The organism is Wolbachia endosymbiont of Nilaparvata lugens, assembly GCF_007115045.1.
GTDB lineage: Bacteria > Pseudomonadota > Alphaproteobacteria > Rickettsiales > Anaplasmataceae > Wolbachia.
Genome location: NZ_MUIY01000001.1, coordinates 41292 through 62234 on the forward strand (window position 1 = coordinate 41292; position 20943 = coordinate 62234).

Annotated in this window: 17 protein-coding genes and 6 pseudogenes; 2 read left to right on the plus strand and 21 right to left on the minus strand. The window is 36.9% G+C overall.

The genetic code is table 11. The annotated features are described in order from the left end of the window. The 5 genes from BWZ41_RS00190 to BWZ41_RS00210 all read right to left on the minus strand — a co-directional run. The coding region (locus tag BWZ41_RS00190) for a recombinase family protein (protein WP_143689682.1) at positions 1-1360 on the minus strand (1360 nt) is incomplete at its 3' end. A 10-nt stretch (positions 1361-1370) separates the two neighbouring features. Next, on the minus strand, positions 1371-1802 hold the full coding sequence (locus BWZ41_RS00195; protein WP_143689009.1) for a DUF2924 domain-containing protein: 432 nt from the start codon (positions 1800-1802) through the stop codon (positions 1371-1373). A 4-nt stretch (positions 1803-1806) separates the two neighbouring features. Then, positions 1807-2292 (minus strand): ankyrin repeat domain-containing protein, encoded by a 486-nt coding sequence (locus BWZ41_RS00200; protein ID WP_143689010.1) that lies wholly within the window; start codon positions 2290-2292, stop codon positions 1807-1809. 25 nt (positions 2293-2317) lie between these two features. Further along, positions 2318-3007: an ankyrin repeat domain-containing protein gene (locus BWZ41_RS00205; protein WP_177429442.1), complete on the minus strand. Its 690-nt coding sequence runs from the start codon at positions 3005-3007 to the stop codon at positions 2318-2320. Between the two features lie 168 nt (positions 3008-3175). Further along, positions 3176-4324 (minus strand): phage tail protein (locus tag BWZ41_RS00210; protein WP_143689680.1); only part of this gene is annotated, 1149 nt, incomplete at its 5' end. A gap of 132 nt (positions 4325-4456) precedes the next feature. Between BWZ41_RS00210 and ltrA (BWZ41_RS00215) the strand changes: the two genes are divergently transcribed. Beyond that, a complete protein-coding gene (gene ltrA / locus BWZ41_RS00215; protein ID WP_177429443.1) occupies positions 4457-5713 on the plus strand; it encodes a group II intron reverse transcriptase/maturase in 1257 nt (418 codons plus the stop codon). A gap of 81 nt (positions 5714-5794) precedes the next feature. Here the strand turns inward: ltrA (BWZ41_RS00215) and BWZ41_RS07735 are convergent. The 7 genes and pseudogenes from BWZ41_RS07735 to BWZ41_RS00250 all read right to left on the minus strand — a co-directional run. Then, positions 5795-5947, minus strand: a pseudogene (locus BWZ41_RS07735) (phage portal protein); the annotation flags it as partial. Then, positions 5948-6172, minus strand: coding sequence for a gpW family head-tail joining protein (locus BWZ41_RS00225; RefSeq protein WP_143689022.1), 225 nt, complete (start codon positions 6170-6172; stop codon positions 5948-5950). Continuing rightward, on the minus strand, positions 6165-7594 hold a 1430-nt coding region (locus BWZ41_RS00230; protein ID WP_143689684.1), incomplete at its 5' end, for a phage terminase large subunit family protein. The genes BWZ41_RS00225 and BWZ41_RS00230, both read right to left, overlap by 8 nt. A gap of 1 nt (position 7595) precedes the next feature. Continuing rightward, positions 7596-8161: pseudogene (locus BWZ41_RS00235) on the minus strand (major capsid protein); the annotation flags it as partial. Positions 8162-8193: 32 nt separating this feature from the next. Further along, positions 8194-8568 (minus strand): head decoration protein, encoded by a 375-nt coding sequence (locus BWZ41_RS00240; RefSeq protein ID WP_143689023.1) that lies wholly within the window; start codon positions 8566-8568, stop codon positions 8194-8196. Between the two features lie 67 nt (positions 8569-8635). Beyond that, positions 8636-9688 (minus strand): S49 family peptidase, encoded by a 1053-nt coding sequence (locus tag BWZ41_RS00245; protein ID WP_143689024.1) that lies wholly within the window; start codon positions 9686-9688, stop codon positions 8636-8638. Next, a complete protein-coding gene (locus tag BWZ41_RS00250) occupies positions 9685-11004 on the minus strand; it encodes a phage portal protein (protein ID WP_410543270.1) in 1320 nt (439 codons plus the stop codon). Before BWZ41_RS00250 ends, BWZ41_RS00245 begins: the two co-directional genes overlap by 4 nt. 483 nt (positions 11005-11487) lie before the next feature. Between BWZ41_RS00250 and ltrA (BWZ41_RS00255) the strand changes: the two genes are divergently transcribed. Next, on the plus strand, positions 11488-12744 hold the full coding sequence (gene ltrA / locus BWZ41_RS00255) for a group II intron reverse transcriptase/maturase (RefSeq protein ID WP_177429443.1): 1257 nt from the start codon (positions 11488-11490) through the stop codon (positions 12742-12744). Positions 12745-12825: 81 nt separating this feature from the next. Here the strand turns inward: ltrA (BWZ41_RS00255) and BWZ41_RS00260 are convergent. The 9 genes and pseudogenes from BWZ41_RS00260 to BWZ41_RS00300 all read right to left on the minus strand — a co-directional run. Continuing rightward, positions 12826-12972, minus strand: a pseudogene (locus BWZ41_RS00260) (phage portal protein); the annotation flags it as partial. Further along, the gene (locus BWZ41_RS00265; protein ID WP_162848912.1) at positions 12972-14003 is read right to left on the minus strand and encodes a PDDEXK nuclease domain-containing protein; all 1032 of its coding nucleotides are present in this window, start codon (positions 14001-14003) and stop codon (positions 12972-12974) included. The pseudogene BWZ41_RS00260 and the gene BWZ41_RS00265, both read right to left, overlap by 1 nt. 26 nt (positions 14004-14029) lie before the next feature. Further along, positions 14030-14245, minus strand: coding sequence for a gpW family head-tail joining protein (locus tag BWZ41_RS00270; protein WP_143689026.1), 216 nt, complete (start codon positions 14243-14245; stop codon positions 14030-14032). Continuing rightward, positions 14238-14933 (minus strand): annotated as a pseudogene (locus BWZ41_RS00275) (terminase gpA endonuclease subunit); the annotation flags it as partial. The pseudogene BWZ41_RS00275 and the gene BWZ41_RS00270, both read right to left, overlap by 8 nt. 2 nt (positions 14934-14935) lie before the next feature. Continuing rightward, on the minus strand, positions 14936-16282 hold the full coding sequence (locus BWZ41_RS00280) for an IS110 family RNA-guided transposase (RefSeq protein ID WP_143689027.1): 1347 nt from the start codon (positions 16280-16282) through the stop codon (positions 14936-14938). 208 nt (positions 16283-16490) lie between these two features. Then, a pseudogene (locus tag BWZ41_RS00285) lies at positions 16491-17681 on the minus strand (phage terminase large subunit family protein); the annotation flags it as partial. Next, positions 17678-19159 (minus strand): annotated as a pseudogene (locus BWZ41_RS00290) (ankyrin repeat domain-containing protein). The pseudogenes BWZ41_RS00290 and BWZ41_RS00285, both read right to left, overlap by 4 nt. Beyond that, on the minus strand, positions 19159-19632 hold the full coding sequence (locus BWZ41_RS00295) for a hypothetical protein (RefSeq protein ID WP_143689028.1): 474 nt from the start codon (positions 19630-19632) through the stop codon (positions 19159-19161). Before BWZ41_RS00295 ends, BWZ41_RS00290 begins: the two are co-directional and overlap by 1 nt. A 35-nt stretch (positions 19633-19667) precedes the next feature. Then, complete coding sequence (locus BWZ41_RS00300) at positions 19668-20882, minus strand: DNA modification methylase (protein WP_143689029.1); 1215 nt, start codon at positions 20880-20882, stop codon at positions 19668-19670. Positions 20883-20943: the final 61 nt, after the last annotated feature.

Here is a 20943-nt window from a genome sequence, read left to right on the forward strand (position 1 = left end):
CTAAATAATTTAACCTCAAAATTTGCTGTATACGTCTTGTACCTATATTAATTTTGGCACTCAGCTCTTTCACACTTCTATATTTTCCTTCCTCCAGTTGCCGTTTCCACAAATGAGCTCTTACCACGGCTTTGAGTAGCACATTATTTGTTTTACCTTCTGGTTCAATTACTGTGCATTTCTTTCCCTTCTTCTCTATTGGTATAAATTTTTCCTCTGATTCAGAACGTACTTCTATCCCCTCTCCTTTTACCGTTACTCCCTTTATTAACTTTTTCACTACTTCTTTTTGCTTTCCAAAACTTAAATTTTTCCATTTTTCCGCTTTTTCTCCCCATTTTTCATATAAATCTTCTGCTCTCTTTATTACCTCTTTTTCTATCTCTCCTGCTACTATTGTTCGATTTACTGATTCACAGCCTTTTCCCCTTAAGTGATTGTTGCATATGTAGTATCGATATCTGTTATTCTCTTTTTTTGAGTATGTCAGTGTCATATTTACATCACAGCTCTTGCACTTAATTATTCCCCTAAGCAATGCTTCCTCATATTTTGCTTTTCTATATGGCTGATTCTTTATCAATTCTTGTGCTTTTTGCCATTTTTCCTCTTTTATTATTGCTTCATGTTTTCCTTCATACTCTTTCTCATAATGCCTTATTTTTCCCGTATATATTGGATTTGTTATTATTCTTCTCACCGTCGCTTTTTTAAAGATATCTGATTTCGTACGGTACCCTTCTCTGTTTAACTCTCTTGCCAACTCTGCCATTGACTTCAGCTCCACATATCTTTCAAATATATGCTTTACTGTTTTTGCTTCTTTCTCATTTATTATTAATTCCTTATCTTTTACATCATACCCTAGCGGTAAAGTTCCACCCATCCATAGTCCGTGTTCTTTTGATGTTGCTATTTTATTTTTTACTCTTTCCACTATCATCTCTCTTTCTAGTTGTGCTGCTCCTGACAATACCGTTTGTACAAATTTTCCCATTGGCGTATTATTATCAAATATCTGCGTTACTGCTATAAAATTTACTCTATGCCTTCTAAAAAATGATGTCACTTCTATACTATCTTTTGTTTCCCTTGATAGCCTATCCAGAGTATATACCACTACACAATCTACTTCTCCTGCCTTTACATCTTCAAATAATTCCTTTATCGCTGGTCTTTCTAAGTTTTTTCCTGAGAAACCTCCATCATCGTACCTTTTTGCCAATATTACCCAACCCTCTCTGCTCTTTATGTACTTTTCACATGCTATTCGTTGCGCATCAAGACTATTAAACTTTTGTTCTAGTCCATCCTCATTTGATTTTCTTGTATATATCGCACACCTTACTTCTTTTAGCATTTTATTCTCTTCAATTTTCATTTTTATCACGCATCCCAAATAATAAAGGTCCGTTGTAGCTCATTCCCATTATTTTTCCTGCCACTGCTGACAATGATGTATAAAACTCTTCTTTGTAGATTAAACACTTGTCTGTTACCATTACCGCATGCGTTTCTTCCCCTCTCTCTAATATTAGCTCTGTTCCTGCTACTGGTAATTTATCGCTACTTATTCTTTTTCCCTTCTCTAACCGATCTGCCAGATACTCTAGTCTTTTTGCTCCTTTTCTTGACATTTCTCCATATGCTTTTTCCTGCATTCTATAAGCTAATCTTGGTATCAGATATTTCTTTGAGTATCTAGGCGCCTCTTCCCCATATACCTTCTTCCATATTTTTCTCATTTCACCCAAAGGTTTTTTCTCTAAATTCATTACTTTCTTTTCTATTTCTTTCTCCATATCTTTAGCCTCTCATAGAAGGTTTCCCACTTTGCTGTTCAAATAACTTTTCAATTCTTTCTGTTTCTTTCTTCAATATTTCAGTTATCTCTTTGCTATTTTTCGCATAATCCATTGCTGTCATTCCAAATGTATCCTCTTGTTCTATTTCTCCTCCAGCTTTTACCAGCTCCTCCACTATTTCTTTTTCTCCTACCATGCACGCAAGGTGTAGAGGTATGCATTTATTTCCATATTCCTCAGCATTTACTTCTGCTCCTGATTTTATCAATTCTCTCACGATTTCTAGACGTTTCTCCGTTACTGCTAGGTGCAGTGCTGTGTGTCCTTCTACATCTGCTGCATTCACATTCGCTCCTTTTTCGACTAATAACTTCACTGTTTTTGCGTCTACCGCATAATGCAGAGCTGTTCTTCCATTCTCATCTCTTGCATAAATATTTTTAAACGAGTTCTCTAATAGTGACTCCTCTTTTCCTTTTTTACTCATAACCGACCTCACCTTTTTTTGAATTTTAAGCCCTCCTTTTCACCACCTCATCTATCATTTCACTTACTTGGCTTATTATTTTGCTTGCTAAATTTTCACATTCTTCCTTTATTAGTGATTTGTCTCTCTTCCTTATTTCTCCTATCTCTATTATTTTTAGCTCCGGCATGTAGCTTCCATTCAACATGTCTGCTATTTCTCCCACTAGCCTCTCTATTCCATAGCATGTCAGTTCTCTACTTTTTGTTATTCCTCCTTTTTCTCTCAAAAATTTACTTGCCTTTTCACTCTCTTTGCTATCACATAGACGATACTTTTCACTTTCCCAGATGTAATACATTGGTGTTGCACCATACTTATTCAGTTGATTAACCTCAGCCCCTGCCTTTACTAGCTCTTTTATTATTTCAACTCCTGCTCCTTTGCACGCAGAGTGGAGTGGCGTACATCCACTGACATATTGAGTGGCATTTACTTCTGCTCCCGACCTTAGCAGCACTTTTACATTTTCTAAGCTTTTCGCAAATACTGCACAGTGTAGTGGTGTATAACCCTTTTTATCTCTTGCATTTACCTCTGCCCCCTTTTTTATTAATAATCTCACTGTTTTGTAATCGGAGATTTCCGCTGCTTGGTGCAAGATCGTCTCTCCTTCTTCATTTCTTTTATTAATATCCTTACTTGATACTTCTTTAAAAAACTTACTAAAACTCATTTCATACCTCACAAAATTAGCTTTTCTAGCGTTAGATAAATTTCTTATATTTACCTGCTGCTATTCAAGTCATGTCCGTTTTAGCATAAGAAAGCAAGTCCTTTTCTTTTTATTTCATACACTTTAAACTATTATTAATATAATATATGAGGATCTAAATATAAGTATTTAACTTATTACACATATTGCTTGACTATTTTTCCAACTTCTGTGCAAATGTCGATGTTCGTGCCATTTCAGTACTCCCGGGTAAAACACTAAAATGTGCTTTTCTAATTCGTGTATTGAGTCTTTTTGCTCTGAATATAAGTCGTTTTTATAGTAAACGTTGTGTTCTGCTAAAACATATTTTCTGACCTTCTGATCTGTATAATTTTCTATTTTGTAGTGGTGAGTAACGCTAAACCTTTCTAAAATTGGCTTGTGTTTTAAATTCCAACGTTGCCCTGAAAGTTTATCGTTTCCCAATACAAATTTATTTCCTTTTTCTTCTACGCTACTTACTGGAAAGCACGCATTTGTTTCTCCTAAGTTCCAACTGTCCGATAATATAACTTGCGCTTTTGCAAATTTAATCGACGGTAATAAGCTTTGAGTTAGAGGATACAGGGCTTTTAAGTTATACCACTGATGACTTCTTTCATAAATGCCTTTGTAATCCTTTGTGTGAGGCTCTGTTTCTCCAAGGATTGCTACATCTAGGCGATATATATCATTGTTTAAAGCCCGTTCATAATGATCGCGTAGATAGTTTTCTATAATCCTAATAACTGGACCACTAGACCTGAAAAAATTTACTCTTCCAAATGATAACACTGGTCCATCCTTTTCAACCTTTATACCTGAGTAATCCGATAACAAATTTCCAAAAAAACTTTCATCTAAAATAAACCTATCAACGTTGTAGTGATCATTGAAAATCCTCATTAGCCTTGATCTTGCTGGTAATGATAGTTTTGCAAGCTCTACTACTGCATCTACAAAAAAGTTATTTGGAACATCTTTTATTCCTATCTGTAATTCAAAAAAGTGCTTGCCAGGTGGTTCTTCGATAATTGTAATATCTTCTATATTTGCCCATTTGAGTGCTATTTTGAGTGATGCTGGTGTTCCTCTCAGTCTTTGAAATTTTACTCCTTCTACTACGGCTTTTCTTTTATCCCTTATCCAACGTAGAATTTCCCCCAATTCATATTCCTCAATTAGCCAAGGTAATATTCTTTCTTCTAATCTAAATTTAAACCCTCTTATACAGCTTGGATCTACCTTATAATCTATTGCATCAACCAGTACTTGCTCTTGCTTTGTTGCGTTTGGNCTCAAGCTTTAGAGTAGCAATGCAAATCACTGGGGCGGATCAACTTGTAGTAGTGAAGAAGTGGTTGTAATGACTATGGAGCGAAGGGGTTGAGCTAGTCGACTTTAGTAAATCATTCAACTTGAAGGAGGATGAAAATGATTGAACGAACAAAGCCTTTTGATATACCGAAATCTCTAGTGTTTTCGGCTTATAAAAAAGTTAAAGAAAACAGAGGAGGAGCAGGTATTGATGATCTAACAATTGAAAAGTTTGATCAAGACTTAAGCAAGAACCTTTACAAGCTATGGAATAGGCTATCTTCTGGTAGTTATTTTCCACCAGCAGTCAAGGCTTGTGATATAATTAAGACAGAAGGAGGAACAAGGACACTTGGGATACCAACTGTTGCCGATCGTATAGCACAGGAAGTGGTGAGAAGTGTTTTAGAACCAGAACTTGAGAAGGTATTTGATGAGGATTCATATGGTTATAGGCCAAATAAGTCAGCATTAGATGCCATAGGAAAAACGAGAAGGCGATGCTTCGACCAAGATTGGTTAATAGAGTTCGACATCAAGGGAATGTTTGACAACATAGACCACAATCTACTGATGAAAGCAGTCAGAAAGCATACCACAAATAAGTGGGTTCTCTTATATATACAAAGATGGCTAAGTGCAGAGATACAGCAAAAAGATGGGACAAAAATAAAGCGTCTCAGTGGGGTGCCGCAAGGGGGTGTAGTAAGTCCTATCTTAAGCAACCTATTTATGCACTACAGCTTTGATATGTGGATGAGAAGAGAATATCCAAGTGTAAAGTGTGCAAGATATGCTGATGATGGTGTTATACATTGTGTAAGCAAGAGTCAAGCACAACTAATTCTTGGTCAACTTGAACAGAGACTGAAGATTTGCAAATTGGAAATAAAACATACGAAGACCAAAATTATCTATTGTCAAGATGGAAAACGAAGGGATAATCATGAGAATGTATCATTTACATTTCTTGGATATGAATTTCGAAAAAGACTTGTACGAAATAGAAAAGATAGTAGTCTGTTTGTAAGCTTTACTCCAACTGTAAGTAAAGAAAGTCTGAACAAGATGAAGAAAGAAATTAGAAGCTGGAAATTTGCTAGAAGAACAAACTTGGAAATAGAAGATATATCACGAATATGTAATCCAATCCTGAGAGGATGGTTTAACTATTACGGGAAGCATCATATAACTGCACTAGATAGCATAATAAGAATGTTTAATAGGAAACTCAGAAAGTGGTTCCAGACAAAGTACAAAAAGCTGAGAGGACACAAAACCAAAGCAGCTAAGGTACTAGAAAGAACTGCAAAGAGCAGACCAAGTCTGTTTGTGCACTGGAAATTGAGTATAGGGTTAGGGCAATGACTAGTGGGAGCCTTATGAAGCGCGAGTTTCACGTAGGGTTCTGGAAGGGGCCAGGAGGGAAGTTCTCCTGGTCTACTCTCCACGTAAGTGCCCAAGGCTCTGAGAAAGTAAATTATTTATGCTTCCTGTTTCTCCTTGCCAATACATCACCCTTCTTCCTGAGCCTGACGCATCCCATGCTGAGCTTTTTATCTTTGGTTTGTTAAATAATTGCTTGAAGGTTTTTAGCAGCATTTATAAAATTCCTTTACTCGTTGAAAAAACAATCTTTCTCTTCGGTTTCATTCCAACAATCTTTAGCTCAGCTTTAATACGTTGTCTTAAGTTTAGTAAATCATTTATCTGAACTTCAGCATATCTCACCACATGATCACCATATGCAATTGATACTACTCTTTCGCCACTCTGAAGCTTCTTTATCGCTTCTTCAATTTGAACTAAATACTCTTCGTTATACATTTTCCAACCACTTACTCTGTCTCACTTTTTTAGGTTTTTTACTTTCCATTTTTCCACTCAAACTATTCCATTTATTTTCTTGCCACCTATCAATTCCAAGCGCAATAGATGCAGCTCTCGCATAAATTCGGCAATCTAGCACTTCGTTTCTTTCTCTTACCTTTTGCCACTCCTGTTTGGTGTATCCCTTTACTACCTTGCTGACTAACTGCTCTGCTGTTAGCTGCTTAAAATATTCAGGTGCGTACTCAGGAAAATGACAGTATCCAGGTAGAGCTTTTCCCTCTTCTTCTTTTAAAATATTAAGTAATTGAAAAAGCTCTGATTTTAATATCGATACTCCTACTGGCCAGAGCTTTATTCCTCTCTTTAGCTTTTGACCACCAACTGTTATATCTACTCTACTTGGGCTGCTAAGTGGTACTAGTGCTTTATTTACACCTTTGACTGCCATTACTCTTCCACAGCCTTGATGACTTCTCACCCAATTGTATACTTCTTGTGTCGCATATCCTGCATCTACTGCCATCATGCTTATCATATACTCAAGCCCATTTTCACCGATAAAATGATGATTTAAGAGCTCAGAGAGTTTTCCCCATACTTCCCTACCTCCTGTATCTCCTTCAAATACTCGGTAGTCTATTGACCAATTTTCTCTGCCTTTTCCCCAGGCTACAACTTCTACTTCCAAGCGATCTTTTTGAACATCTACTCCTGCTGTGAGAACTACTTCGCCTTTTGGTACTGTGCCAATCTGAAAAAATTCTCTTCTGTTGAATAATTGCTTCCAGTCTGGTACTTCTCCCTTATCTACCCAGGTTTCTCCAAGCGTTGTGTTTATCCAAACTTTCAGTAATTGTTCACTTTCCTTTGCATGCAGAAAGTCCTCTACTGCTTGTTGCCAACTATACCACCCAACTGGGCTATAAAGACTTGAAAGGTGAAATCCTTTTTTCTCACCTTTTACTCTATTAGTAGGCCTCCATTCTCCACGCTCAAGCATCTCTGTCTTTTGATGATTTTCTATTTTGCCGCTACATTCAGTGCAGACATAATGTGCTGTTATTGAGTCATTGTTTTCCCATTTTATTTGTGACCATTTTAGAACTTGATAGTAATTACAATGCGGACAGGGAACAAAAAAATATCTCTTATCTGTTGCTTCAAATTCTTTCTCAATTCTGCTTATTCCATGAATCGTTGGTGTTGATACTAAAAAAATCTTTCGCCGTGCAAAGGTATTAGTTCGAGCAATACTGAGCAGTACTGGATCTCCTTCTCCTCCTGAATCTCCTGGATAAGCATCAATCTCATCAAGAAAGAGATATTTTACTGGCATAGATCTCAGTGCTACACTGCTATTTGCTCCGGTTATTACTACTATTCCACCTGGAAATTCCTTACTTTGTACAGTATTGCNAGATTATCTTCTATATGCCGGAGTACTTCCATACACTTACGCTTTACATCAGTTGTTGCAGTTCCTAGTGCAAAATTTACTACTTTTGGTGTGATTTCAAATTCGTTGTACAGATTTAATAATTCTGACCCATCAGCATCTAAAATTATTCCTTTTAGCGCTCCCATTCGCAAATGCTCTAATGTTATTGCATGTTTGTTTCTCATTAGCTGTAAATGATCGGTTATTACATCTGCCAGCGCTTTAAGTTCACTCTCTGATCCAAATGCCCTTATTCCCTGTACTTCCTCTGGTAACACTACATCATCATGTGGAATATGTGGAATCGTAAATGTTCTTACCTTTCTTTTTCCTCTTTTTCCTACTGTTGCTGGTGCTCCGGGTACTTGTGTTGGCAGTAAACTCAATACTCCGTTGTGTTCTTCTATAGTAATATGTCGAAATCTTACTGACCTACTTGGAAATAAATTTAAATTTTCAACGCGACCATAATTTATCGGCAATATATTCATCGCATTTGTTAGTGCCGTCATGCTAAATGCTGTATTTGTAAATGGATTTTGCATTTTTTCTCTCCCTTTTTTCCTATTAATTTTAGTTAAACTCCCTTGCGAATGATAATCCCTCGTGCTTCAAGTTGCTTTATTGCTGTAGCTTTCTGCTCTTCAGTAATATTTGTTGGCCATACAACTGCATGATCTGCTAGCATTGCACTGCGAGTAATAATTACTCCTTTAATATCAGAATCTTTGCTATGTATATCGGTTGTAATTACTCCTACTGCTGTTTGTGTGCCATCTGTTCCAGTGGGGTTCAGCACTCTAATAAAACCATCATCTGTCTTCTTGGCAACTACTGTACCCAATTTAATATTTTGACCTTTCGCTACAGTTATTTGGTCTCTTGAATATAGACTTGATGCCTCATACTTTAATAAGTCACCTAGATTATTTTGTTCACTTATACAACTCATAAATTTCTCTCCTTAACTTCTTACCGCCGCTTTTATCAATGCTATATACGGCGGTTATAAAAATACTTTAACTCCTACGACTTCTTGCTACCTGTATCATTAAATCTTCTGACGAATTCTGTGGTAATGTGCTTAAAATTTCAGTCTTCATTGTTCGTTCTGCAAGTATCGACATTAATATTTCTTGTGCTTGTTTGCTGCTAACATTCTGCTCTATAAATTCTCCTATTTTCTCTGGCATCTTTGATATATTACATAAACGTATTAATTCAAGAACTTCAGTACGATACTTAGTTAAATTATTAGTTTCTTCTTTTAGGTCAGTTATAGTTTGTTCGTTCATAGTAATACTCCTGTTTTTATTAATATATTTAAACTCTGAAAGAATTGTAATTCCATCTGCAAGACCTATTTCTACTGCTTTCTCGCCAAAATATAGCCCTGCTTCTGTTGATTTGATTGCCTCTACAGAGAGGTTTCTATTCCGTGCTATTAGCTCAACCAGCATTCCATATAAACGATTCACTTCGCTTTTTAGGTTTTCTAAACTCTCAGAAGTTATTGGCTCATGTGGATTTAAATCATTTTTTCTACTTCCTGCAAATACTGTCGTATATTTTATTCCCTGTTTTTCATCAAACCCACTTTGATCTATATGACTTGCTATTACTCCTATGCTTCCTACTCCTGAAGTTCTACTCACAAATACCTTTTCAGCGCTAGAAGCTATAGCGTACGCAGCAGAATATGCATCATCATTTGCTATCGCTATTATCCTCTTTTTTCCCCTTGCACTGTAAATAAAATCAGCAAGGTCAAACACTCCATTGACCTCTCCTCCAGGACTGTCTATATCCAACAGGATTGTTTCTATATCACTATCTTCTATTGCTTGTGTAATTTGTGCTTCTATTTGATTATAGGAAGTCATTCCAAAAATATCATCAAAAGTTTCTGACTTTTTTGTCAAGATTCCATGTATCGGTATTATTCCTCTTTCACTATTTCTTACTGCATGTTTTATATTTTTAAAGATAGGCTGCTTTCCTGTTTGTAGTGACAGTAACTCAAAACTCCTTGGTTCTACCATTACACATCTGTTTAGCCATTGTTGTTTCATATCACCTCTTGATTGGCCGTAACGTCAGAATCAAAACTTAAGCCCAGTTCACTTGCACGTCTTTGATCTTCTGCTATTTCTTGGTCAATTTCTTCTACATCATAACCCATTTCTGATACTACTTCCGCTCGACTCTTGAATCCATTTCTTACTGCCATTTGCTGTGCTTGCTGATCTTTTAGCGGATCCACCCAATCAAATCCCTGTGGTATCCATTTTACTTCTTTTTTTGCTCCTTCTTTTCCCTTTGTCCATTCTTCACCTATGTCTAGCTCTCCAGAAAGTAGTGCTAACTCTAACCACCTATCCCATACAGGACGGCAAAACTGAAATACCATTATGTTATGCTGTAACATTGTACATCTCCTACGAAACTCTATTAATCCTGCTCTGATTGATGAATAATTAACGCCACTTAGATCCCCAGTTAGTTGCTCATATGTTATTCCTGTACCTATTGCTATTGCTCTCAGCTGCTGTCTCATGAATGCTTCATAACTTCCTCCAACATCCGATGGTTCTGAAAATTTTATATCTTCTCCTGGGTCTAAAAGCTGCATTGTTCCAGGCTCTAAACCAGATAGTGCTACTCCTTGCTCATTACTTTCACTTTCTCCTAAAATATTTGCTTCAGGATCAAGTCTTGTAATAAACCCTGCAAACATTGCTGCAGTTTTCTTTCTCACCAGCTCTGCATCATCATATTGATCAAGCTCATAAAGCTTCAGCAGTATATTAGAAAGCCAAGGCTCCCCTCTGATTTGCCCAGGTCTTAATGGTCTATAAATATGTAAAACATCATTTGCTGGCACTCTCACTGATTCACCAAACGAGCCTTCACCAGGGTGTTCTTTAAATAGGTAATATGCTTCTCTTTGCCCAAGCCTGTTAAACTCAATCCCGTTTCTTATTACATTACCATTTCCTAAAGTTTGATTTGTTTTATTATCTAAATGTTCAGACTCAAGTACTTGCAGTTGTAATGGCACAGAAAATCTATCTTCCAGCTTTCTCGTTCTTAAACGTACAAAACATTCTCCTCCCTCTATCATACTTCTGCATACTAGAGCTTGTAATCCATAAAAATCACTTATTCCACAGCTATCTGCTTCATCTGTCCATTTTAGCCATAATTCTTGCACCTTCTTTCGAAATTCTCCATCTCTTGCTTTTGATTGTGGTTTTATTCCTGTTCCAATAGAGTTACTTACTATCGTATCAATTATATTTGCTGCATATGGATTTTTTCTTACCATATCCCGAGAGCGGCTGTGTGCTGCAGTAACAAACAAAGTAATGTTTGTGAGAAGCTTTATTGAAGATGAAGGAAGGTCCTTCGAAGTCGGTTTTCAGGAGCAGGTTTCAAACCACCTTAAGTGGCTCTATTTAAGAGATAGGGTCATAAGCGTTAAGGAAAAATCAGCGTAAGAGCTGGAAGGTGTGGATCAGAAAGGCGAACGTAAGTGAACCACTGATGAACGTGTCGAAAAGGGAAGTGAACATCGAAAGGAGGAGTGAGTCGTTCTCCTCTTAATGAGCTTACAAGAAACCTGATTACTGTGTAGGTGGTGTTCGGCATAAAGGTGGCGCGAGTCTGATCTGGGCTTTAATAAGGAACTGCAGGAACCAGTCGATTTGATGAAAAGCGAGATAAGCAAGAGGCTAATCCTCAAGCTTTAGAGTAGCAATGCAAATCACTGGGGCGGATCAACTTGTAGTAGTGAAGAAGTGGTTGTAATGACTATGGAGCGAAGGGGTTGAGCTAGTCGACTTTAGTAAATCATTCAACTTGAAGGAGGATGAAAATGATTGAACGAACAAAGCCTTTTGATATACCGAAATCTCTAGTGTTTTCGGCTTATAAAAAAGTTAAAGAAAACAGAGGAGGAGCAGGTATTGATGATCTAACAATTGAAAAGTTTGATCAAGACTTAAGCAAGAACCTTTACAAGCTATGGAATAGGCTATCTTCTGGTAGTTATTTTCCACCAGCAGTCAAGGCTTGTGATATAATTAAGACAGAAGGAGGAACAAGGACACTTGGGATACCAACTGTTGCCGATCGTATAGCACAGGAAGTGGTGAGAAGTGTTTTAGAACCAGAACTTGAGAAGGTATTTGATGAGGATTCATATGGTTATAGGCCAAATAAGTCAGCATTAGATGCCATAGGAAAAACGAGAAGGCGATGCTTCGACCAAGATTGGTTAATAGAGTTCGACATCAAGGGAATGTTTGACAACATAGACCACAATCTACTGATGAAAGCAGTCAGAAAGCATACCACAAATAAGTGGGTTCTCTTATATATACAAAGATGGCTAAGTGCAGAGATACAGCAAAAAGATGGGACAAAAATAAAGCGTCTCAGTGGGGTGCCGCAAGGGGGTGTAGTAAGTCCTATCTTAAGCAACCTATTTATGCACTACAGCTTTGATATGTGGATGAGAAGAGAATATCCAAGTGTAAAGTGTGCAAGATATGCTGATGATGGTGTTATACATTGTGTAAGCAAGAGTCAAGCACAACTAATTCTTGGTCAACTTGAACAGAGACTGAAGATTTGCAAATTGGAAATAAAACATACGAAGACCAAAATTATCTATTGTCAAGATGGAAAACGAAGGGATAATCATGAGAATGTATCATTTACATTTCTTGGATATGAATTTCGAAAAAGACTTGTACGAAATAGAAAAGATAGTAGTCTGTTTGTAAGCTTTACTCCAACTGTAAGTAAAGAAAGTCTGAACAAGATGAAGAAAGAAATTAGAAGCTGGAAATTTGCTAGAAGAACAAACTTGGAAATAGAAGATATATCACGAATATGTAATCCAATCCTGAGAGGATGGTTTAACTATTACGGGAAGCATCATATAACTGCACTAGATAGCATAATAAGAATGTTTAATAGGAAACTCAGAAAGTGGTTCCAGACAAAGTACAAAAAGCTGAGAGGACACAAAACCAAAGCAGCTAAGGTACTAGAAAGAACTGCAAAGAGCAGACCAAGTCTGTTTGTGCACTGGAAATTGAGTATAGGGTTAGGGCAATGACTAGTGGGAGCCTTATGAAGCGCGAGTTTCACGTAGGGTTCTGGAAGGGGCCAGGAGGGAAGTTCTCCTGGTCTACTCTCCACGTAAGTGCCCAAGGCTCTGAGAAAGTAAATTATTTATGCTTCCTGTTTCTCCTTGCCAATACATCACTCTTCTTCCTGAGCCTGACGCATCCCATGCAGAACTTTTTGGTTTATTAAATAGTTGCTTGAATGATTTTAATAGCATTACTTGTCCTTATCTGAAATTTTCAATAACTCGGCCTCTAGCTCTTCTATTGTTGGTAGCGCTGTTTTTATTTCTTCTGGCAGGTTTTCAGTAATTCGATATTCAGCAAGGCCTATCGGCTTATTTATATCACGTAATGCGTACTCGGCTATAACACCAACTTTAGAGCGGTAGAGAATAAGACCAATTGATGGATTATCACCTGATTGTCTTAATAAATCATCAACTGCTGAAAGATAAAAATTCATCTTTCCAGTATACTCTGGCCTAAATTTACCTGCTTTTAACTCAATTACAATATAGCAGCGAAGCTTAATATGATAAAAGAGCAAGTCCAAATAGAAATCTCTGTCTCCAACCCGTAAATGGTACTGCCTTCCTAAAAATGCAAACCCTTCACCAAGCTCTAAAAGAAAACGTTCTATGTGAGCTACAAGAGCTTTTTCTACCTCCCGTTCATGAGCTTTCTTACCAAGACTCAAAAAATCAAATACATAAGGATTTTTCAGTGTTTGCTGCGCTAAATCTGATTGAGGTGACGGAAGCTTATCACCAAAATTTGTGATTGCTTTTCCTTCGCGTTTATACAAGTTTGTTTCAATTTGCATGGATAAGATGTTCCGAGACCATCCGCATTCACATGATTTTTTAATATACCAAAATCTTTCTTCTTTATTTTTAACTTCGTACATTATTACAATATTGTGTCCCCAAGGTAATTGGTCAACAGCTTGTTGACGAATTTCTTTTTCGCTATATTCTTCCGCAAATCTCCTCATATATTTTAGATTTTGAATGCTAAATCCCTTCATATCAGGAAAAGCATCTCTTAAATCACGACTGAGTTGATCGATGATCTTTGCACCCCAGCCATGTTCTTTTTGGCGCTTCAAGATCTCTGTACCAATATGGTGATAAAGCACAATAAGCTTGCTATTTACTGCTAGTGCTGCTTTATAACGACTAGTAGCAATCTGTTCTTTTAGCTGCTCTAAAAATTCTGTATATTCTTTTGCTATAATTTTTGTCATACGGTTCCTTTCAACGATTTTTATCATTATATGATCCCCTTACTCGTTGAAAAAACAATTTTCCTCTTTCCAGCAATCTTTAGTTCACCTTTGATGCGTTGTCTGAGGCTGAGCAAATCATTTATCTGAACTTCAGCATATCTCACCACATGGTCACCATAAGCAATTGATACTACTCTTTCGCCACTCTGAAGCTTTTGAATTGCCTGTTCAACCTGAAACAAATACTCTTCGTTATACATTTCTCATCCATTTACTTTTCACTATCTTCTTCGACTTTTTACTTTCCATTTTTCCACTCAAACTATTCCACTTACTCTCTGGCCATCTGTCTATTCCCAGTGCTATCGATGCTGCTCTTGCATAAATCCTACAGTCTAATACTTCATTTCTCTCTCTTACCTTTTGCCACTCTTGTTTGGTGTATCCTTTTACTACCTTACTGACTAATTGCTCTGCCGTTAGCTGCTTAAAATATTCAGGTGCATACTCAGGAAAATGACAATATCCTGCTGGCACTTTCTCTTCTTCTTTTAAAATATTAAGTAGCTGAAAAAGCTCTGACTTTAATATCGATACTCCTACTGGCCAGAGCTTTATTCCTCTTTTTAGCTTTTGACCACCAACTGTTATATCTACTCTACTTGGGCTGCTAAGTGGTACTAGTGCTTTATTTACACCTTTGACTGCCATTACTCTTCCACAGCCTTGATGACTTCTCACCCAATTGTATACTTCTTGTGTCGCATATCCTGCATCTACTGCCATCATGCTTATCATATACTCAAGCCCATTTTCACCGATAAAATGATGATTTAAGAGCTCAGAGAGTTTTCCCCATACTTCCCTACCTCCTGTATCTCCTTCAAATACTCGGTAGTCTATTGACCAATTTTCTCTGCCTTTTCCCCAGGCTACAACTTCTACTTCTCCTAAGAAACTCCATTAATCAACTCTTCTTGTTGAACTAGTGTGTAGCCAAACTCCTGCGCTTTTTTGATCAAATTTTTCACAATTTTCTCTTTGTAGCGTGTTTCATAATAACTCATTCCTTTTTCCACATACTCTTGTCCATATTTCAACATTTGGTAAAAAATACATGCTAATTTTCTTGCTGTGGCAGTAATTGCTTTTATTGCTCCTAGCCGTCTTTTTAATCTCCTACAATATGCACCTAATGCACTTTTGCTATTTCCCACAGCATAAGCAGCCATTCGCAGGGCATTTGTAGCGCGATTAATGACTTTACGAGTTTTTGTCCCAAATACTTTTTCTCCTGTGATCTTGTTAGCAGGGCTAAGTCCTAACCATGAAGTAAAGTGCTTTTCTGATTGCCACTTATTATGGTTAATGCCAACTTCTGAAATAATAGTTTGTACAGTTAGTATATCAAATCCAGGAATTTTAGTAAAATCTATTCCGGTTATCCTATACAATTTCTCACGCAAGGTGAAGTTTGGTCTGCCTCTTCTAGACTTGTTTTTTTCCTTACCTAACTCTTTACTCTCATCGGACTTTGTTTCAAATGTTTTATAGTAATTTTCTATGCTTTTATCACATTCAATTATTTGCTCTTGAAAAAAAGTATATGCTGTATATTCTTGTTTCAGTACAAATAAATGTTCTTCTCTATAATCGCCTGTTAATGCTTTTGCTATAGTAGCTTTATCGTTCTTCATATTCACACTTCTGAATTCAGCTAGCTTCTTGGGATTCTTTTCACCTTCTACTATTGCTTTAATAATTTGCATTCCTGTGACGCCAGTGATATCGCTTATTACTTTATGTAAATGAATATTCATTTGTACCAAAACCTTTTGCATACGATTAATATGTGTAGCAGCATTTTCAATTAAGTTTTTACGTTGCCGCACATAACTACGCAATACACACATTTGATTATCTGGCCTAAATGATCCTTCGATTAACCCATAACTGTGTAGTTGTTGAAGCCATTGGCAGTCCTGGACATCTGACTTTCTTCCAGGTACATTTTTTACATGTCTTGCATTTGCAAGTTTTACTTCAAGTCCATATGATTCAAGTACTTGAAACAAAGGAATCCAGTACACTCCGGTTGACTCCATGGCTACTGTAGTAACTTCACACTTTTTTAGCCATTTTGCTATGTTATGAAGATCCTCTGTAAAACAGCTAAATTTTTGTATGTGCTGTTCATCACTTCCTTCTGGCACACACACATAATGTATAGCTGAACCAACATCTATTCCTGCTGCGTTAGGGTTCATTATTTCTAATTTACTTTTTGTTTTTTTCATGGTAACTCCTTCATATAATTTATAGCAGGGAAACGCTTCAGCTTGGGACGGTTGATATAATACAATCTCCTAACCGAGGTAGTCTAAGGACTCCATCAATGATTTGACCGTTCCTCCAAAACCATGCTAAACGACGGGCACTTATGGCACCAGTGAAGATTCCGGTTATAACTGCATGAGGCGCTTCCTTCACAACTATACTTAAAACTACTAGAAACTTAAATTGATGAGTTTCTTCCTGGTTTGACAGATTCATTTTGTTCGATGCTATACGATCTTTTTGAACATCTACTCCTGCAGTAAGTACCACTTCTCTCCTTGGTACTGTGCCAATCTGAAAAAATTCTCTTCTGTTGAATAATTGCTTCCAGTCTGGTACTTCTCCCTTATCTACCCAGGTTTCTCCAAGCGTTGTGTTTATCCAAACTTTCAGTAATTGTTCACTTTCCTTTGCATGCAGAAAGTCCTCTACTGCTTGTTGCCAACTATACCACCCAACTGGGCTATAAAGACTTGAAAGGTGAAATCCTTTTTTCTCACCTTTTACTCTATTAGTAGGCCTCCATTCTCCACGCTCAAGCATCTCTGTCTTTTGATGATTTTCTATTTTGCCGCTACATTCAGTGCAGACATAATGTGCTGTTATTGAGTCATTGTTTTCCCATTTTATTTGTGACCATTTTAGAACTTGATAGTAATTACAATGCGGACAGGGAACAAAAAAATATCTCTTATCTGTTGCTTCAAATTCTTTCTCAATTCTGCTTATTCCATGAATCGTTGGTGTTGATACTAAAAAAATCTTTCGCCGTGCAAAGGTATTAGTTCGAGCAATACTGAGCAGTACTGGATCTCCTTCTCCTCCTGAATCTCCTGGATAAGCATCAATCTCATCAAGAAAGAGATATTTTACTGGCATAGATCTCAGTGCTACACTGCTATTTGCTCCGGTTATTACTACTATTCCACCTGGAAATTCCTTACTTTGTACAGTATTGCCTGAGTCTCTTGACCTTGGGTCTTTTACTTTACTTTTTAAACATGGCGTACTCTCTATTAACGGCGCAAATCTTCCTTTTGACCAACGCTTTCCCATTTCAACTGTCGGCTGTACTACCAGCATTGGACCTGGTGTTTGATCGATAATATAGCCAATCCAATTGTTGCCAGCTTCTGTTCCTCCAATCTGCGCTCCTTTCATGAATACTACTTTTTCTGCTGGTGAGGACGGAGAAAGTGAATCCATGATTTCTTTTAAATAAGGAGTTCTTTCTGTTCTCCATTTACCTGGCTCTGATGCTGCAGTTGATGCTAGAACTCGATACTCATTCGCCCACTCTGATACTTTAAGCTCTGGATCTGGTTTTAAACCTTCAGAAAATGATGTAGCATATATCATATCGCTAGCTCTTCACCATCATTAGATGATACCTCAACATCACTTAAAATAGAACTGCACTCACTTGTTTTCTCACTTTCAAGTTCAATAAACATTTTCTTTTCAAGTGCTTCTTCTATGTACTTCTGAGTTAAATTACTCATTGTTATTGCAGCTATGAACGCAACTATTCCCACCATTACCGCAGCTATAATGTTAGGGTAAATTCCCACTATCACTATTGCACATACTGTTATAGAAACACAGACGATATTGATATATTTCTTTATTTTTTTGTCTGCTATTTTCCTTTCTTCAAAATATTTATTGCTCAATCAATGAAATGTTGGAAAGTTCTTCTGTCTTCCAAATAGCACTATTTCCTTCTCTTTGCTCAGTAATTTTATTAATTTTGCGTTGTTCGTTATTATTGCATACTGAAAAACATCCGTGGCATCTGCTCCTCTCTTTAGCAACAACTTTACTACGTTAAAGTGACCATGCTTTGCAGCAACATAAATTCCCGTTTTTCCACTCTCATCTACAGCATCTATTTCAACTCCTTCACCAAGAATACCGTCTATTAGGTCTTCATATCCTTTTCTGGCAGCTAAATGAAGCAAACTGTTTTTATCAGCTCCGTATCTATTACTTGCTAAAATCTTTACTATATCTAATCTATTTGCTTCTTTTGCATAACAAAATGGTGTCTTGCCATTATCATCCTTAATTAAAGGGTCTATATCTTCTCGCGTTAGTAAAACTTCTATTGTTTTCAGCCTTTCAGCATAATGTAGTGGCGTTTTATTTTCATAATCTTGTAAGTTAACCCCAGCATTAGGAACATTTATTAAGCATCTTACAATATCTAAACATAAGTCCCTTTCGTCGTAATTACTACTACTTATAGCTACGTGCAAAGAAGATAATTTCATTGCATTTCTGCCGCTACCAGCTATATTGACATTCGCACCAAGATTTGAAAGTAATTTTACTACTTCTAGCTTCTTGTTGTTTACTGCATAATGAATTGCTGCATGATTTCTCACGTCAAGAACATCCTTATCCGCGTTTCCTTCTCTAATTAAAATTTCTACTATTTCTTCATGTCCAGCTCCTGCCGCTAAGTGTAATGGTGTATGTAGTAAAGCATTCTGCTCATTAACATTAACTCCTTTGTTAAGTAAAAATCTTACAGCATTTGCTTCATTCAACATCGCAGCTAAGTGAAGCAAGCTATCTCCCTCTGATCCATATTTATGATTGATTAGTGCTTGTAATATTTCTTCTCTTGCACAAGAAAGCGCACTTTTACCATCATCATCAGCGATCAGTGGATTAATATTTTTCCTGTTCAGTAAGAGTGCAACCATACTAAGCTCGTTAATTTCTACTGCATAATGCAGTGGTGTCTTTCCGTTTGATCCTCTGACATTAACATCTAATCCAGGTTGATTAATGAGGCACTTTATTAATTCTAAACTTAACTTAGCAGACATTATTCAAATTTAGCGTTAGATAATTCTTGTAATGAGTTTGTAATCTCTTCGGTTAGCGCCATATGAATCTTTTCAGTGTCACTCAGTGATGCAAGCAGTGCTGAAACTCTATTTGGAATATTAAGCAGATTATTACGGACAACTCTTGCTACATTAAATGCTTCGCGCTTTACTTCCTCTACTGCTACAAGTTCACCAATCTCAGCTTTTGCCTTTGCCTCAAGCAGTTTACCACGTTCCATTTCATTTTTTATTCTAGTTTTTAGCAACATTGTGGAGAGGTTACTTGTACTTTCTGGATTTTTCCTCCTCAATGGCTGACTCGGATCTCTTATTGCTGCCACCGCTTCATTTGCTTGTTCTCGGTCGATCAAACCATCCTCCAACTCAACTATTCCTTTCTTTACTAAATAACAGACATATTGCTTTGATACTCCTATCTCTCTTGCCCATTCTGTTTGTGTGATTTTCACTTTTTTTCTCCTCTCTCTCTTTATTTACCTTTTTTCTACGAATTTTCTTCTTGAATCTTTGAAAAAGTTTTACCAGTACCAGAAAGAATTGCCTCCCTACCTGTGTACACTTGCCAACGTTTTATCGTTACATCTACAAATTTTGAATCTAGCTCTATTGTCCTACAAATTCTTCCTGTTCTCTCACATGCAATCAGTGTGCTGCCAGAGCCACTAAATGGATCAAGTACTATGTCTCCTGATCTGCTGCTGTTTACTATTGCTCTCTCCATTAGCTCTACTGGCTTCATCGTTGGATGTAATGTATTGTGTGTTGGCTTATCATAAAACCACAGATCACTTTGATTTCTTCCTCCATGCCACTCACGTTTATTGCCGCTTTTCCATCCATAGAGCATTGCTTCGTATTGTCTTTGATAATCAGACCTGCCTAGCGTAAAGTGATTCTTTGCCCAAATGATAAATGTCGACCATTTTCCTCCTGCTTCCTCAAATACTTTTTGTAACGTTGAAAACTCTGATGATGATATGCAGATGTAAATTGCTCCCTTCGTATATGCTAAAATATTGGAACAGATGTCGTAAAGAAAAAGCTCATACTTTTCACCTTGATTATCATTTAATATTTTTTTATCTTCTCTTTCTTGACTGCTACCATAATCAACGTTATATGGAGGATCACAAACAGTAATGTCTGCCATTTTATCATCTAACAGCGCTTTATATGATTCAACTACAGAGCTATCACCACAATAGATTCTATGATCACCTAAAATCCAAAGATCACCTGGTTTTGTTACTTTTTTGTTATCAACAGCTAAATCAGAAAGATCTTCTTTTTCACCATCAAAATCATCGAGAAACCTTTGAACTTTTTCCAATTCAAATCCTGTCATTTTAAGGTCAAATTGCAAATCTTCTAACTCTTGAATTTCTACTTTCAAAAGCTCATCATCCCACTTTGCCCAATTAGCTGATTGATTTGCCAGTAATCGAAAAGCTTTGGTTTGTGGTTCATTTAAATTATCACTTAAGACCACTGGAATACTCTCCATACCAAGTTTTATTGCTGCTTTAAGTCTTAAATGACCATCAACCACAGTACCATCACTTTTTGCAACTATTGGTATACGAAAGGCGAATTCCCTGATTGAAGCACACATTCTGTTGACTACATCATCATTTTTACGAGGATTACGCTTATATTCGACGAGGTTTTCAACAGGATAGTAGTGGATTGCTAAATTCATATCTTAATAATTAAAAAGTTAATATTCAAAATATGTCTAACACTAGAAAAGGCCTGGGGTC

Coding starts and splice junctions, on each gene's coding strand:
- BWZ41_RS00195 (WP_143689009.1), bottom strand. CDS start 1,802: ATGGAGAAAGAAATAGAAAAGAAAGTAATGAATTTAGAGAAAAAACCT.
- BWZ41_RS00200 (WP_143689010.1), bottom strand. CDS start 2,292: ATGAGTAAAAAAGGAAAAGAGGAGTCACTATTAGAGAACTCGTTTAAA.
- BWZ41_RS00205 (WP_177429442.1), bottom strand. CDS start 3,007: ATGAGTTTTAGTAAGTTTTTTAAAGAAGTATCAAGTAAGGATATTAAT.
- ltrA (WP_177429443.1), top strand. CDS start 4,457: ATGAAAATGATTGAACGAACAAAGCCTTTTGATATACCGAAATCTCTA.
- BWZ41_RS00225 (WP_143689022.1), bottom strand. CDS start 6,172: ATGTATAACGAAGAGTATTTAGTTCAAATTGAAGAAGCGATAAAGAAG.
- BWZ41_RS00240 (WP_143689023.1), bottom strand. CDS start 8,568: ATGAGTTGTATAAGTGAACAAAATAATCTAGGTGACTTATTAAAGTAT.
- BWZ41_RS00245 (WP_143689024.1), bottom strand. CDS start 9,688: ATGAAACAACAATGGCTAAACAGATGTGTAATGGTAGAACCAAGGAGT.
- ltrA (WP_177429443.1), top strand. CDS start 11,488: ATGAAAATGATTGAACGAACAAAGCCTTTTGATATACCGAAATCTCTA.
- BWZ41_RS00265 (WP_162848912.1), bottom strand. CDS start 14,003: ATGACAAAAATTATAGCAAAAGAATATACAGAATTTTTAGAGCAGCTA.
- BWZ41_RS00270 (WP_143689026.1), bottom strand. CDS start 14,245: ATGTATAACGAAGAGTATTTGTTTCAGGTTGAACAGGCAATTCAAAAG.
- BWZ41_RS00280 (WP_143689027.1), bottom strand. CDS start 16,282: ATGAAAAAAACAAAAAGTAAATTAGAAATAATGAACCCTAACGCAGCA.
- BWZ41_RS00300 (WP_143689029.1), bottom strand. CDS start 20,882: ATGAATTTAGCAATCCACTACTATCCTGTTGAAAACCTCGTCGAATAT.